The sequence below is a fragment of the Paenibacillus planticolens genome (assembly GCF_013141725.1).
In the GTDB taxonomy this organism is placed as follows: domain Bacteria; phylum Bacillota; class Bacilli; order Paenibacillales; family NBRC-103111; genus Paenibacillus_E; species Paenibacillus_E planticolens.
The window spans coordinates 323,186-337,321 of sequence record NZ_WHNZ01000012.1 but is presented as its reverse complement, the minus strand read 5'-3'; the positions used below and the strand labels follow the sequence as shown (position 1 = coordinate 337,321).

Annotated in this window: 13 protein-coding genes and 1 other annotated feature; of the genes, 10 read left to right on the top strand and 3 right to left on the bottom strand. The window is 46.9% G+C overall.

Going from position 1 to position 14,136, the window contains the following annotated elements; all coding sequences use genetic code 11:
* The first annotated feature begins 8 nt into the window (after positions 1-8).
* The 4 genes from resB to GC097_RS04410 are packed head-to-tail and all read left to right on the top strand — an operon-like array spanning position 9 to position 5,575.
* Positions 9-1,670 carry a cytochrome c biogenesis protein ResB gene (resB, locus tag GC097_RS04425; protein WP_171682118.1) on the top strand — a complete coding sequence of 554 codons (1,662 nt, stop codon included), beginning with the start codon at positions 9-11 and terminating at the stop codon, positions 1,668-1,670.
* The gene (gene ccsA / locus GC097_RS04420; protein WP_171682117.1) at positions 1,667-2,926 is read left to right on the top strand and encodes a cytochrome c biogenesis protein CcsA; all 1,260 of its coding nucleotides are present in this window, start codon (positions 1,667-1,669) and stop codon (positions 2,924-2,926) included. Before resB ends, ccsA begins: the two co-directional genes overlap by 4 nt.
* Positions 2,927-2,964: 38 nt before the next feature.
* A complete protein-coding gene (locus GC097_RS04415; protein WP_127451191.1) occupies positions 2,965-3,678 on the top strand; it encodes a response regulator transcription factor in 714 nt (237 codons plus the stop codon).
* Between the two features lies 1 nt (position 3,679).
* Positions 3,680-5,575 carry an ATP-binding protein gene (locus GC097_RS04410; protein ID WP_171682116.1) on the top strand — a complete coding sequence of 632 codons (1,896 nt, stop codon included), beginning with the start codon at positions 3,680-3,682 and terminating at the stop codon, positions 5,573-5,575.
* Between the two features lie 126 nt (positions 5,576-5,701).
* Here GC097_RS04410 and serA read toward each other — a convergent pair whose 3' ends face one another.
* On the bottom strand, positions 5,702-7,282 hold the full coding sequence (gene serA, locus GC097_RS04405; protein ID WP_171682115.1) for a phosphoglycerate dehydrogenase: 1,581 nt from the start codon (positions 7,280-7,282) through the stop codon (positions 5,702-5,704).
* Between the two features lie 74 nt (positions 7,283-7,356).
* Positions 7,357-7,589: a binding site (T-box leader), on the bottom strand.
* A gap of 237 nt (positions 7,590-7,826) precedes the next feature.
* Between serA and GC097_RS04400 the strand changes: the two genes are divergently transcribed.
* A complete protein-coding gene (locus tag GC097_RS04400) occupies positions 7,827-8,150 on the top strand; it encodes a rhodanese-like domain-containing protein (RefSeq protein WP_171682114.1) in 324 nt (107 codons plus the stop codon).
* A 75-nt stretch (positions 8,151-8,225) separates the two neighbouring features.
* On the opposite strand, the gene GC097_RS04395 is transcribed toward GC097_RS04400, so the two are convergent.
* On the bottom strand, positions 8,226-9,146 hold the full coding sequence (locus GC097_RS04395) for a hypothetical protein (protein ID WP_171682113.1): 921 nt from the start codon (positions 9,144-9,146) through the stop codon (positions 8,226-8,228).
* Between the two features lie 89 nt (positions 9,147-9,235).
* Between GC097_RS04395 and GC097_RS04390 the strand changes: the two genes are divergently transcribed.
* The 3 genes from GC097_RS04390 to GC097_RS04380 all read left to right on the top strand — a co-directional run bounded on the left by GC097_RS04390 (position 9,236) and on the right by GC097_RS04380 (position 11,810).
* The gene (locus GC097_RS04390) at positions 9,236-9,847 is read left to right on the top strand and encodes a CPBP family intramembrane glutamic endopeptidase (RefSeq protein WP_171682112.1); all 612 of its coding nucleotides are present in this window, start codon (positions 9,236-9,238) and stop codon (positions 9,845-9,847) included.
* Positions 9,844-10,047, top strand: a complete 204-nt coding sequence (locus tag GC097_RS04385) for a hypothetical protein (protein ID WP_171682111.1) — start codon at positions 9,844-9,846, stop codon at positions 10,045-10,047. The genes GC097_RS04390 and GC097_RS04385 overlap by 4 nt, the downstream gene beginning before the upstream one ends.
* A 104-nt stretch (positions 10,048-10,151) precedes the next feature.
* On the top strand, positions 10,152-11,810 hold the full coding sequence (locus GC097_RS04380) for a stalk domain-containing protein (RefSeq protein WP_171682110.1): 1,659 nt from the start codon (positions 10,152-10,154) through the stop codon (positions 11,808-11,810).
* A 58-nt stretch (positions 11,811-11,868) separates the two neighbouring features.
* Here the strand turns inward: GC097_RS04380 and GC097_RS04375 are convergent, their stop codons facing one another.
* The gene (locus GC097_RS04375; RefSeq protein ID WP_171682109.1) at positions 11,869-12,720 is read right to left on the bottom strand and encodes a polysaccharide deacetylase family protein; all 852 of its coding nucleotides are present in this window, start codon (positions 12,718-12,720) and stop codon (positions 11,869-11,871) included.
* Positions 12,721-12,883: 163 nt separating this feature from the next.
* On the opposite strand from GC097_RS04375, the gene GC097_RS04370 reads away from it, so the two are divergent.
* Together GC097_RS04370 and GC097_RS04365 are read left to right on the top strand one after the other, a co-directional pair.
* The gene (locus GC097_RS04370) at positions 12,884-13,216 is read left to right on the top strand and encodes a hypothetical protein (RefSeq protein ID WP_171682108.1); all 333 of its coding nucleotides are present in this window, start codon (positions 12,884-12,886) and stop codon (positions 13,214-13,216) included.
* A gap of 246 nt (positions 13,217-13,462) precedes the next feature.
* The gene (locus tag GC097_RS04365) at positions 13,463-14,068 is read left to right on the top strand and encodes a genetic competence negative regulator (RefSeq protein WP_171682107.1); all 606 of its coding nucleotides are present in this window, start codon (positions 13,463-13,465) and stop codon (positions 14,066-14,068) included.
* Positions 14,069-14,136 lie beyond the last annotated feature (68 nt).

Below are 14,136 nucleotides of genomic sequence, written 5' to 3'. Positions count from 1 at the left end.
AGGTCATCATGTTCTACAACACCAAATGCGATTGTGGGCATCAGAATCCCACAGGAACTACGCTCTGTGAATCCTGCGGGAATCCGCTGATCGATACGGATGGCAGAGATATACTCGAAATGCGCTACGACGGTATGGCCCGCCGCTCACAGAAATCAAACCCCTCTATTTTAGACAAAGTCTGGAATTTCTTTTCCTCGGTTAAAATAGCGGTATGGATTATTATTTTTACGCTGCTTGCATCTGCGGTAGGAACCATTTACCCACAAGAGAATACGTTCTTGGATATGGATCCAGCGCAGTATTATTCGGAAACGTACGGGAAGCTCGGAACGATTTATCACTTTCTCGGCTTATCTCACACGTTCAACTCATGGTGGTTCATCACCCTGCTGTTTATGATCGGAACTTCGCTGGTCATCTGCAGTCTGGATCGGGTATTGCCGCTCTACCGGGCTTTATCCAAGCAGCAAATCCGCAAGCATATCAACTTCTTGACTCGGCAAAAGGTGACTCTGGTGACTGATTTGTCACCAGGAACCGATGAAACGGAGTGGACCGATAAGCTTGGCGTGCTTTTACGCAAGAAAAATTACCGCATACATAAGGATGGCACGGCGCTGCTTGCCGAGAAATACCGTTTTAGCCGTTGGGGTCCGTACATTAACCACATTGGGCTTATTATTTTTCTGATTGGCGTTTTGATGAGAAGCATTCCCGGCTGGCATATGGATGAGTATATGGGCATTTTGGAAGGCGAAACCAAGGCTATCCCACATACTTCCTATTTTATTAAAAATGAAAAATTCTCGCTGGAGTTCTACGACGATAAGGATTTGCCTGAAAGCATTAAGTCAAAGGGGCAAATCGTTCCAAAAACGTATGAAACTCAGGCTGTCTTGTATCATTGTTCGGCGAATTGTGACGATTCCACGAAAGAGCCCGTCTTGGAAGAAGTGCACAAAGCTAATATTCTGGTGAATCACCCTATGGATTACAAAGGTTTGCAAGCGTATCAATTCGATTATAAATCCACACCGCTGCTGATCTCGGTTAAACCGACATTGAGCAATCCCGCAACGGGCGAAACGTATGGCAGTTTCGATTTGCCGATGAATAATCCCAAGGACGTTTATCAAGTCGGCCCCTATAAGTTGACCTTAAAAGGGTTCTTCCCTGAGTTCGGGTTAGAGAAGGGACAACCTGTCTCCAAGTCGAATGAACCGAAAGCTCCGGCGTTTATTTTCAGCATTACAGGGCCTGGACTTGCTGCAAACGGCGAACCGTACTTGTATTTCCCAAGACAAATCGATAAAGAAGCGTTCTCTCAAGATACGATCAACGGACCGCTTAGCCAGAAGCTGAAGTTGGCCGTCGGATCTATGGAAGGCGTGCAGTTTGCCAACTACACAACTTACTTGAACATTCGTATCGATAAAGCAATGCCTTACATTTGGGTTGGCTCCGCCATATTTATGATCGGGGTCATTATGGGCTTTTATTGGCAGCACCGTCGTATTTGGATTCGTATTGACGAAGGCAAGCTTACGTTAGGCGGCCATACGAATAAAAACTGGTTCGGCTTGCGCAATGAAGTTGCAGCAGCCTTAAAGAAAAATAACATCGAAGTATCGCCGAAATCATTAGACAATGGAGGGAACCAGGGGTGAATGTCAATTCAGTCAGCAGCACCTTTTTACTTATAGCGTTTTTTGTATACCTGGCAGCATTTCTGCTTTTTGTCCTCTCGATTACAGGGAAAAAGTGGAGCAACCGGGATCCGGAGCAGCATCAGAAGAGATGGGGCTTTGTTGCCTTCCTAACTTCCGTATTCGGGTTTGCCTGTCAAGTAACGTTCTTCTTTACCAGATGGGCGGAAGGCAACCATATTCCAACTTCTAATATGTACGAATTCATGACCTTCCTGGGAATGATGATCATGCTCGCTTTCTTGATCGTCTACCTCATTTATCGTACGCCTGTGCTTGGCGTGTTCGCACTGCCGATCGGTTTTATTATCATTGCTTACGCCTCAGTCTTCCCGAGCGAGGTTCAGCCATTGATTCCGGCACTGCAAAGTTACTGGCTGAAAATTCACGTAACGACAGCAGCAACGGGTGAAGCATTCTTTGGAGTCGGCTTCGCTGGCGGACTTATGTATCTTATGCGTACGGTGGATTATAAAGGCACTTCCAAAGCAGATAAACGCGAGCAAAGAGGCGTAGAGCTCACCCTCTTTTTCATACTCATGCTGGTTGCCTTTATTGCTTCGATTTTTACATTCAACGGCACAGGCTATAAAGCCGTTTTCTCCAAAGAAGTCACTGTCATGGATACGCAAGGACAACAGCAAACGAGCATTCAAAACGAAACGTATGTACTGCCTCCTATTGTGAAGCCATACGGTACGAAGCTTGAGGAAATGAAGCCGTTCTTGGGCATGAAGGAACCGCTGTTTACGGCACCGTCCTGGATGGAAGGCGCGAGCGCAGGTCGTAAACTGAACACCGTGATTTGGTCCATTATCGGAGGACTTGTGCTGTATTGGCTCGCACGATTGGTCGCCCGCAAACCATTAGGCGCTTCAATCGGGCCTATCGTGAAAGGCATGGACCCAGAGGATCTCGATGAAATCAGCTACCGGGCGATTGCGATCGGCTACCCGATTTTCACCTTAGGCGCGTTGATCTTTGCGATGATTTGGGCGCAGGAAGCGTGGGGACGTTTCTGGGGCTGGGATCCCAAAGAAGTATGGGCCTTGATTACTTGGTTGTTCTATGCGGTATTCTTACATCTTCGCCTATCCAAGGGATGGCAGGGCAAGAAATCAGCTTGGTTAACCGTTATCGGATTTATAGTGGTTATGTTTACGTTAGTCGGGGTAAACCTTGTTATCGCAGGGCTGCACTCCTATGCAGGTGTATAACTCAATCGAACTTAATTCAGATAAGGATGTGAAGCTCCATGGAAATGAAAGCCAGCATACTCGTAGTTGATGATGAAGAACGAATTCGCCGATTGCTCCGCATGTACTTGGAGAAAGAGGGCTATATCATTGAAGAGGCGGAAGACGGTGAGAATGCCCTGCGCATGGCGACAGAAACAGACTATGATTTAGTGCTGCTCGATGTCATGCTCCCGGGTATTGACGGGATTGAAGTTTGCGCGCGTCTTCGTCAGGTGAAGTCAACGCCGGTTATCATGCTGACGGCCAAAGGAGAAGAGACGAACCGTGTTAGCGGGTTTGAAGTTGGGGCGGATGACTATGTTGTGAAGCCGTTCTCGCCTCGTGAAGTCATTTACCGGGTGAAAGCGATTTTGCGCCGTTCATCGGCAACCGCTTATTTGTCGAAGGATGCCAGCTCCAGCAACAATATTGTATTTCCAAATTTGATCATTGAACATGACGCCCATCGGGTAACGGCAGGCGGACAGGAAGTTGCGCTGACTCCGAAAGAATACGAACTGCTGCATTACCTGGCTGTATCGCCGGATAAAGTATTCTCGCGCGAGGAACTTTTGAAGGATGTTTGGAACTATGAGTTTTTTGGAGATTTACGGACCGTGGATACGCATGTCAAAAGACTCCGTGAAAAATTAAACAAAGTTTCCCCGGATGCTGCAGCTATGATTACGACGGTATGGGGAGTAGGCTATAAGCTAGAGGTGCCTAAATAACGTGTTTATATTCAGAAGCGTCGTAGGTAAGCTTTGGTTGACAATTATTGGCCTAGTTGGGGTTGTACTGCTCATACTAGGTCTTTTTCTTGTGAATTATATGGAAAATTATTTCTCGCAAGCGAAGGATCAAACCGCGAACATGGAGAAGTTGGCCAGGAACTTTTCGGATGAAGCTTCTCATCATATGTATAATGAGCAGTTTTATCAATTGAGCAACGAACTGTTAAGTTTCCAGGATGCCAAAATGCAGGTCATCTCGAAGGATCTGCAGGAAATCACCATGCCATCTACACAAGGAAGTCCACTAAGTGGTTTCCATGCCACTGACTTTTATACGGATGCAGAGCTGCAACGCGTATTTGCAGGTGAAACCATCGGAAAACCGATTAACAAGTCCAAATTAGGACGATTAAAGACTGGAGAAGAGTATCTGGTTGTAGCTGTACCGTTGAAAAGTCTGCAGGGCACTATTGTCGGGGCAACCCTGATTTACCAATCCTTGCAGTCGCTCGAAGCAACGCAGTCGTACATGCTCAGATTGTTTATCTATGTGTCCATCGTAGGCTTTTTGATGACAACCTTCTTTGCCTTCTTCTTGTTCTCGCGGATTACGAGGCCGCTGCAGCAGTTGAAAAAAGCAGCAGACTTCATCACGATGGGTGAATATGGAACCAGGGTGCCTATTGTATCCAAGGATGAAATCGGCGAGCTGGCCAAAACCTTCAATCATATGGGGGAGAAAATGCAGGAAAGCATCCGTGCGCTTTCTCAGGAGAAGGAACATTTATCCAGCATATTGCACAGTATGACCGATGCGGTCATCACCTTGGATGCAAACGGATCGGTTATGCTCACCAATACGCAGGGCGAGAAAATTGTGCAGGAGTGGAACTCGATCGAATGGTCGGAGGATGATGAGGAGACCAAGCGCTACCGCAAACCGGATACAGCGCTCGGCGATTGGGGATTAACGAGCTACACCAATCCGTTTTCGATCCCGATCCCGGTGCCGCTCATTCCGCTCTTTGAAGCGGTTGTGGACGAGTCCGCGGAAGCCGCCACCAAGCTGCACGTCCAGAGCGGCGTATGGTCTGTCGCCATGACGCCGTTATATATGAGCGAGCATAGCGAGGAAGTGCGCGGAGCGGTGGCTGTGCTCCGGAATGTCACGGAGGAGGAGCTTCTCGATAAGCTCCGCAAAGATTTCGTGGCTAACGTGTCGCATGAGCTCCGCACGCCGATTTCGATGCTGCAGGGCTACAGCGAAGCCCTGCTGGACGATATCCCCTCCACGCCGGAGGAGCGCATGGAGCTTGTGCAGGTCATCCACGACGAGTCGCTCCGCATGGGGCGTCTCGTCCGTGACCTGCTCGATCTGGCGCGGATGGAAGCCGGCCATCTCGAGCTGGTGTTCAGGGAGGTCGAAGTCGACTCCCTGGTGAAGCGCATGCACCGCAAATTCGCGGTGCTGGCCAAAGAGCGCGGCATCGCGCTGAGCGTGTCGCTGCCGGATGAGCCCCTCACCCTCGAACGAGGGGATGAGGATCGGTTGGAGCAGGTGCTGACGAACCTGCTCGACAATGCTTTCCGGCATACGGCCTCAGGGGCCAGTATTGCCATGAAGGCGGAGCCGGCTGTATATAAGAATAAGCCGGCGATTCGCATTGAGGTATCCGACCAAGGGCAGGGGATACCTGCCGACGACTTGCCGTTCATCTTTGAACGTTTCTACAAAGCGGATAAAGCCCGTACGCGCGGTTCGTCCGGAGGCACGGGATTGGGTCTCGCGATTGTGAGAAACATCGTAGAAGCGCATTACGGGGTTATTACGGCCCAAAGCATGGTGGGACAAGGAACGACATTCACATTGCTGCTCCCTTGCGAGCCCCAGTAATGTCACAATTTCGACACAAAAAGAGGCGATTGCTATGAAATCTCACAGCAATCGCCTTTCATTTTGTAGAATATTCAGACAAAATCTTGTTGTTCGTGAAACACTTTGTACCTTAGCAAGTGCGAATTACACCGTAAGTGCTCGAACATTTACGATTTCGGCTTGTGTCGCCAGTTCGGCCAGCACTTCAGCAGGAGCGGATTTGTCGATTGTCAGAACCATGATGGCGGAACCGCCGATCACTTTACGTCCTACTTGCATTGTAGCAATGTTAACATTGTTGCTTCCCAGAAGCGTTCCGACGCGACCGATAATACCTGGTTTGTCGTTATGGGAGATAAGCAGGAGATTCCCTTCCGCCGAGAAGTCAACCGGATATTGATCGATCCGAACGATACGCTCTCCGTAACCGGCAAGCAGTGTACCGGCAAGCGTTTTTTCTTCTTGTTTCGTTTTTACCGTAACGGTCACAAGGTTTGTAAAGGAGCTTGATGTGTTGGACTTCTGAACAACGATGTTCACATCGCGCGATTTGGCCAAGTGCATGGCGTTCACGATGTTAATGCCTTCCAGTTGGTTCTCGAAGACACCTTTTACAATGTAACGAGTCAGAGGACTTGTATCTACATCAATCAGATCCCCGGCATAGTTGACAACAATTTCATAGACGGCGCCTTGTGAGATTTGACCGAGGATGGAGCCGATTTTTTCACCGAGTCCAAAGTACGGTTGAAGTTTGTTCAACACATTAGCCGGTACCGGCGGCAAGTTGACCGCATTTTTGAACGGTTCATTGCGCAGAATATGAAGAACTTCTTCAGAAACGTCAATCGCTACGTTTTCTTGCGCTTCAATGGTAGAAGCACCAAGGTGAGGCGTTACGATGACTTTAGGATTGTTCAAGAACGGGTGATCGTTCTGAGGAGGCTCTACTTCGAATACGTCGAAAGCAGCGCCGGCTACGATACCTTGTTCGATCGCTTCAACCATGGCCATCTCGTCAATGATACCGCCGCGTGCACAGTTGATCAGGCGCATGCCGGGTTTCATGATTTCGAATTGCGGTTTGGAAATCAAGTGGCGCGTTTCAGGTGTTAGCGGTGTGTGAACCGTGATAAAATCAGCTTTCGCTACGATTTCATTCACCGTTCCAAGCGTAACGCCGAGTTTCTCGGCACGCTCTTCGGTCAAGAACGGGTCATAGCCGATAACTTCCATGCCGAAAACTTTCGCGCGTTTCGCCACTTCGCTTCCGATACGTCCCATACCGAGAATACCAAGTGTTTTGTTGCGAAGCTCAACGCCGATGAATTTACGGTCCCATTCGCCGCCGACTGTTTTCTTATACGCTTGAGGGATCATACGGGCTGTGGACATCATCATGGCAAAAGTAAGCTCGCAAGTTGCGATTGTATTGCCGTCTGGTGCGTTGATGACGATAATACCGCGTTTCGTCGCTGCTTCCAGATCGATATTGTCGACGCCGACACCTGCGCGGCCGATGACTTTAAGCTTAGCCGCCGCGTTCATGATTTTCTCTGTTACTTTGGTTTGGCTGCGAACCAGGAGTGCGTCATATTCGCTTATGATGGAAACTAGCTCATCTTCGGATAGACCGGTTTGTTTAACCACTTCAACATCAGCTGCATCATAAAGCATTTGAATTCCCATGTCACTAATTGGATCGGATACTAGAACTTTGTACATCATTCGAACCCTCCTTAGAATATGAACATAAAAAAAACTCCCAACCCTCCGGAAGAGACACGTATGTCTATTTCCAAAGGGACGAGAGATTGCTTTCGTGGTACCACCCTAGTTCGCTGCCCATTCGCACGGGAAGCCTCAATCGGTCTTGCGACCTGGAACTGTAACGTGTTCCTGTTCCGACTGCATCTACTTATATTCAATGCAATAACTCTGGAGTGCTCCGCAAAATGTTCGTTACCGATTCACACCAACCATCGGCTCTCTGAAAACTACTTTACTTGCTTGGCTCCGTCAACGCTTTACTGTGATAGAATTTTCATTAGATTACCATGCGGTTGAAATCGTGTCAATACATGTCGAACCATTTTCATCAATTTTACATGAAAGTCATTTTTGACAGGGACCGCAAGCATTTTTGTTTATTCTAAAGCAAGGAAGCTTAGAAAGCAATGCTCTTTTTGCTTGTATTTTGGCTGGTTTTTCGCTATTGTACTGAATAAATAAGAATTGCTTTAGCAGCAGGCGAGGAAGGAAGGCCATCATGGACATATCCAGTATTCATCCGCAGAAATTTATGGAAGCCTTGGAAGGACAAGCTTTGAAGGATAGTGTGATCATTGATGTAAGAGAACCGCATGAATGGGAGTATTATCATTTGGACGAAGCAACGCTTATTCCGATGGGGCAAATCCCCCATCGTTTAGGCGAACTGCCGGAGGACCGGGATATTTATCTCGTATGCGCGCATGGCGTGCGAAGCTACCGTGTTGCCGAGTATTTACAGGAGAACGGCATTGAGCGCGTCATTAATGTGGATGGCGGCATGGCCGCGGTTGCGATGCTGCGCGGTTTTCAGTACGACTGAGAGTGATTTCTAAAACAAAAATAGGAGTTAAGCAACTTGGGTCGCTTAACTCCTTTACCTATTCCAATAACGGGATTAATTGATATCCGAGAAAAAAGGGAGCTGCGGAAGCTGCTCATTCGGATACCATTTTGCTTTGCCTTTCACAAAATCGCCGGATCGCACTGCGTTCGTATTAAGCAGGAGGTCCATCGTTTGACTCACATCGTTGACACTCATTTTCTTGGCTTGCCCGGACGCGATAAATTCGTCAATGCGAATCGTCATATCCTGCGGGTAAAAAGGAGAGAATGATTTGTTTTTCAAAAGCTTTGCCGTGATATATTGATTCTTGACATTCAAGTTCATTGCGCGCCATTGATCCAGGTTGGCATTGTTGGCCGGATCGAAATACTCAATGTCGGGATCGATCGTACCGTTCCAAGCGACGATGGAATCGAAGTAGTTTTTTTGTGCCGTCAGTGCCTGGGTCTTCGCCTCTAGGATATACGCATCTTTCTGGATAGCATCGAGCAGTTGAGGTGCGCTAAGGCTATTGGCTTTGCTTTGATAACTTTTAAGCGTATCTGCAAAGAGCTTTAAACTTTTGAGATATCCTTGATGCGATTGCACGAGGAGCGGTGAGGACGCCGGCATATTTTTGCTTTGCAGAGCGCCATATTTCTCATCGGCCAGCTTGTACAATTCTTTCAGCACCGCTGAGGCGTCGACGGTGGAGTGGCCAAGCTCGATTTGACTCATCAATTCAAACCATTTATTCTGAAATTCCCTAAAGGGCAAAAAGATGGTATGGTAATAAGAAACGAGAACTTGTTGGTCATAGGCTCCCAACTCTTGGGTGACCGCCTTGTCAGCATGTAAGATTTTCTCGTACTTCTGGTCCGATTTTTCCTGGCCGATTTTCAATCCGTAGAAGAAGGCGCCGAGTATACAAACAAGCATAAAGATAAACATGAGGGCAAATAAATAATCAGTGCGGGTAAGACGCTTATCCATAATCAAGCTCCTTATTCTCTCTTTTTCTTTTAACTTAGTATAGGTGAAATAGGTATAAAAGGGAATATGCGAGGAAAGAGGCTGCATCCATGAAAAAATTCGATTTTAAGAATATCCGCTTCGGAAAAGTCGATGTGAATGATCTGAATGACCGAACTTTACTGCTCAATCTGTACATAACCCAAGTGCTTACGCTTATTATCGGAATCATTATCATTTTTTTTCAGAGCAATCACAAGATTATTTCTATGTTCACTTTTCAAGGCGGTTGGAAAATACCGATTTGGGGAACTGTATTTGCATTGGCCGTACTCGGGATCGATATGCTGATCTCGCGTTGGGTGCCCAAAGAAGTGTCGGATGACGGCGGCATTAATGAGATGATTTTTGGAAAGCGCCCGCTCTGGCATATCGCGCTCATTTCATTCATTGTTGCCGTGTGTGAGGAAGTACTGTTCCGGGGAGCCATCCAGCATGCTTTGGGACCTTATTGGACTAGTATTTTGTTCGCGGCGATCCATATCCGATATTTGCAGCACTGGCTCATGACCGGAATGGTGTTCAGCATTAGTTATGGCCTTGGCTGGATTTATATACAAACAGGAAGCCTTTGGACGCCGATTATCGCCCACTTTATCATTGATTTCGTCATGGGCTGCATACTTCGGTTCAGCAAGGAGGAGGAAGAACAGAGCACATGAATGCAGGAGAGAAATTGCCTTCTCGTTCACAGCGAAAGCCAATTGAAAGGGAGGAAGATGACACCTACTTACCGCCGCGGAACGAGGTGCATCCCTCTGAACGGGGAAAATGGACCCATATCTTTTATGTCACATTGCTGTGGTTGTTTATTATTCTTGTCATTAGTTTGACGGTGTGGGGGATCAAGTACTACACATAAAATCTCTCAATGGAGCAAAGTTGTATAAACGAATTCGAGAAGCTATGATAGATTCATAGCTTCTTTTATTTTCTGGACACTTTGTTATAGGAGGATTTTTCGCAATGAATGTGATTCAATCACCAAAGAAATGGGCTGCAGCTTTAAAAATAATCGCTATCCTTTTTGTTTTGTTATCGAGTGTGATTTGGTCGGCGAAGCCGTCGTACGCGTTGTCTTACGGTTATTTGACATATCCGCAAGGAAATGTGGGACTTTCACGCCCGGAAATCGGGGTAAATCTAGAGCTAAGCGAAGGCATGACGCCGGAAAGCTATCATTTGTATGTCAATGAGCAGGAAGTGAAAGCTAATTACGATCCTGTTTCTGTTAAATATGTGTACCGGCCCCAAGCGGACATGGCGTCAGGGACATACTCAGCGCGTTTAATGTTTAGTTTCAGCGGGTATGAGCCTGTTCAGATTACTTGGAAATTTACAGTTGTCAACAATGCCGTAACGCTGTCGTCGGAGACAACCAAAGAACAGCAGGAAGGCTTGCAGGCGATCAACGATTACCGGGCAAAGCTGGGTTTGCCGAAGGTGAAGTTTAGCGATGCCTTGAATACAGCAGCTCAGAAGCATGCCCAATATTTGTCGCAAAACAAGATCGATCCGATTAAAACTTCGGTGTCCTTGCACGATGAAGATCCCTCGCTGCCCGGCTATATCGGCAAATCTTTAAAAGAACGGGCGCAATATATAGGTTACGTCAAGGCGACTGCCGAGGATGTGGCTTACAACCCAACGACGCTGGTTGAAGCAATCGACAGTTTGTTTGACGCGCCTTATCATCGAGCGCCCTTCATGGTGCCAGGACTAGTGGAAGTAGGTGTATACCGGGAAGGACCTTATCATGTCATTGAATTCGGGTTCTCAGACGGGATTGCGCCGGAACTGGTCGTCTCCCCGGGAAGCAACGATGTATATGTGCCTACTGTTTTTGACGGGCATGAGTCGCCTGACCCGATTCGCAATCACTCTGGAGCGGAATATCCTGTCGGCTATCCGATTATGGCTTCCATTTATGGACCGGGTGTGAAGAAAGTAAGCTTGGATGAGGCAAAATTAGAGGACGAGTTCGGAAAACCAGTGAGCTTGTTGAAGAATGAGCCCGGGCAGGATGATCACCTGGACACGGAAGTTATTATTATGCCGGCGAAGCCATTAGAGTTGGACACGACGTATAAAGCTAAAATCAAACTAACGGCAACGATGGAGGATGGGACTAAGAGGCCGTATACGAAGGAATGGTCGTTCCGCACCGAGCCTCGTGCTGGATTAGGCGTACTCAAGCTGCATCAAGATGCGGCAACCTACACGCTGCAAATGAGCAATTTCGGACTAAACCGAAATCATCTCGTTTCATTTGGCTTAGACGGAGATAAATATGTTTTGGATCTTCTACCTTATCCAATGAAACAAAAACCGTATATTCAAGAGGGAACTTCGTACCTCTATATCAGAGATCTCGCCGCGGCTCTCGGAGCAACCGTGGAGTGGGACGACAAACAAAAGGCCGCGGTTTATAAGAAGAAAGATGCGACGGTTATGTTCTACACTAACCGTAATGCCTACAGCTTGAATGGCGTGGAGTATCAAACGGATGCGGCGGCAAAGCTGATTAACGAGACAACGATGATTCCAGTTCGTTTGTTGTCTGAGACGCTTGGCGCGAAAGTAAGCTACGTGGAAAGTACAAGAACGGTAAATATCAGTTATTAAAAGTAAGAGCTTTGCAAGACCTTCCGGATAAGGAGGGGTCTCGCAAAGCTCTTTTTGGTTATCTCATCTCAAGCTCGATCGCATTCGGATCGACGAAAGAATATCCTTTTTCCTCAAGCTGTGTAAGCAGCGAGTCTAATGCCTTGACCGTCCAAGGCAGTTCATGCATAAGAATATTGCTGCCGCCGTGCAGCTGCTTCATGACATTTTCGATAACTTTGCCGGAATCGTTTTTTTGGTTCGTCATTTCCCAGTCTAATGAACCGTTTGACCATGTCATATAGAGCATCTTGTTCTCTTTCACTTTGGCTTTCAAGTAGTCGTTGCCCGACCCAAAAGGCGGCCGGAAAAATTGCGGAGCTTGCCCGGTTAATTCTTTAATGATTTTTTGGACATCGTCCACTTGCTGATCAATTTTGGCATTGGTCATGTCTTTCATATTATCGTGGTCCCAGGCATGGTTGCCGATGATATTGCCGCTGTCATGAACGAGTTTAACGAGCTCAGGCTTATGTTTGATCCGATAGCCGTTCATAAAGAAAATCGCTTTTGCGTTATGTTTTTTGAGAATATCGATTAAGGATTGATTCATTGCTTGTTCTTTCGGTCCGTCATCAAAAGTTAGAAGAACGACTTTCTTGTTTCCGTTCGGGTCATTCGGGACGATATCATAATTTTTGTTCATATGATAGTCCTTCTTCACCTCAGCCGGCTTTGTCGGCTCAGGAGTGGGAACTGGCGTAGGAGCTTGCGTAGGTGCTGCCGAAGGAGCAGGGCTCGGCGTCGACACCTCGGCTGAATTCGGTGTTGCACTTGCGGTAGCAATAGGGCTTTTGGCCGATTGGCTCTGACTGCAGGCCGCTAAAAATATCATCATGCTGATCAACAGGAAACTGGCTTTGTTCGTCATGTTCGTTCTCCTCGGACAGTTTAACTTCTTGCTCTCTACATATAGTACCACATTTCACCGAGAACATATCTCCTTTGTTTTCCTCCCGAATGAACGTATGCCCTCTAAGCAACTCGCACAACCTATGAAGGATTCATACTAAATTTACATGGAGGGAGACCCAATGAGAATAGGCACATTTTTGTTAGGTGGCATTGCGGGAGCTGCAGCTGTCATCTATTTAAACCGCAAAAGCAAATCAATGTTATTCTCCGCCTTCAGCTCGTCTAGTGAATCGATGGGGAAAGTAATGGATAAAGCGAAGGATACTTTCGCGAGCAAATCATCCAGTGACAAGACCGTTAGAAACTTTTCTAGTAGCAGCACAAATAGTGGCGCAAGCGCCGGCGGCGGACTGAATCAAGTGGAAAAAATCGTCAAAGAAGATCCGCATTTGCGAGTGACCGTTAGCGAGATTTTGGAAGCCAATAAGGAAAATACATCGTCAATTCAGTAAAAGCTCGCTACAGGCACAGTCAGGCAAACCCACGGGGCCGGCTGTGCTTTTTCTATTTATACATAACTTGCGCGTGCAATTGCAATCAATTAGTGTTAACATGGTAGGTGAAAACGTAAAAGAATACTTGTCCAATTCGTTGTTCAAGGTTCACATTTTTGTTTTTTCATCATATTCTGTTTTAATAAGATGACCATGCTTTCGATGCAAGCTTTCCGGTAGGGAAGCTCAAAGGAGGATCCTATCATGAAAATAGAACGCTTAAGTCAGGATAAGATACGGATTTTCCTAACATTCGATGACTTAACTGAACGCGGTATTCAAAAGGACGACATGTGGAGAGAAATTCCCAAAGTACACGATTTATTCAGTGAAATGATGGATCAAGCATATTCAGAGCTCGGATTTGACCCGTCCGGCCCTCTTGCTGTCGAAGTGTTCGCGCTGCCGGCACAAGGAATGGTTGTTATTGTAACCAGAGGAAAGCTTGACTTGTATGCGAATTCAGACGCATATGACGATCATGAAGCTGAAGAAGTCTACGAGATGGAAGTAACGCTTGAACAAAGCGATTTAGTCTCCTATGCGTTCCGTGATTTTGAAGACCTGCTGCGTCTCTCTAAAGTAATTAATCCGCTTCTCATAGAAGGCGGCACCCTTTATTCGTACAAAGGGAAATATATTTTGCAACTTGAACCTGTTGACCTTGAAGATACGAAGTACCAAGCGTTAATCGCGGTTCTGTCTGAATTCGGAGAAGCGGCTTCCGTTACACAAGCGGTGCTTGAGGAGTATGGGAAGACGATTATTGCCGACGACGCGGTAAAAGTGCTATGTCAGCACTTTAAATAAAGGCCATCTTCTTAGTTTTCTGTTGTTGAATGAAACAAGCATCTTCAAAAACATTCGTTTTTGTTGAT

Coding starts and splice junctions, on each gene's coding strand:
- GC097_RS04375 (WP_171682109.1), bottom strand. CDS start 12,720: ATGACGAACAAAGCCAGTTTCCTGTTGATCAGCATGATGATATTTTTA.
- GC097_RS04385 (WP_171682111.1), top strand. CDS start 9,844: ATGAATGCAGGAGAGAAATTGCCTTCTCGTTCACAGCGAAAGCCAATT.
- GC097_RS04390 (WP_171682112.1), top strand. CDS start 9,236: ATGAAAAAATTCGATTTTAAGAATATCCGCTTCGGAAAAGTCGATGTG.
- GC097_RS04365 (WP_171682107.1), top strand. CDS start 13,463: ATGAAAATAGAACGCTTAAGTCAGGATAAGATACGGATTTTCCTAACA.
- serA (WP_171682115.1), bottom strand. CDS start 7,282: ATGTACAAAGTTCTAGTATCCGATCCAATTAGTGACATGGGAATTCAA.
- GC097_RS04400 (WP_171682114.1), top strand. CDS start 7,827: ATGGACATATCCAGTATTCATCCGCAGAAATTTATGGAAGCCTTGGAA.
- GC097_RS04370 (WP_171682108.1), top strand. CDS start 12,884: ATGAGAATAGGCACATTTTTGTTAGGTGGCATTGCGGGAGCTGCAGCT.
- resB (WP_171682118.1), top strand. CDS start 9: ATGTTCTACAACACCAAATGCGATTGTGGGCATCAGAATCCCACAGGA.
- GC097_RS04415 (WP_127451191.1), top strand. CDS start 2,965: ATGGAAATGAAAGCCAGCATACTCGTAGTTGATGATGAAGAACGAATT.
- GC097_RS04395 (WP_171682113.1), bottom strand. CDS start 9,146: ATGGATAAGCGTCTTACCCGCACTGATTATTTATTTGCCCTCATGTTT.
- GC097_RS04380 (WP_171682110.1), top strand. CDS start 10,152: ATGAATGTGATTCAATCACCAAAGAAATGGGCTGCAGCTTTAAAAATA.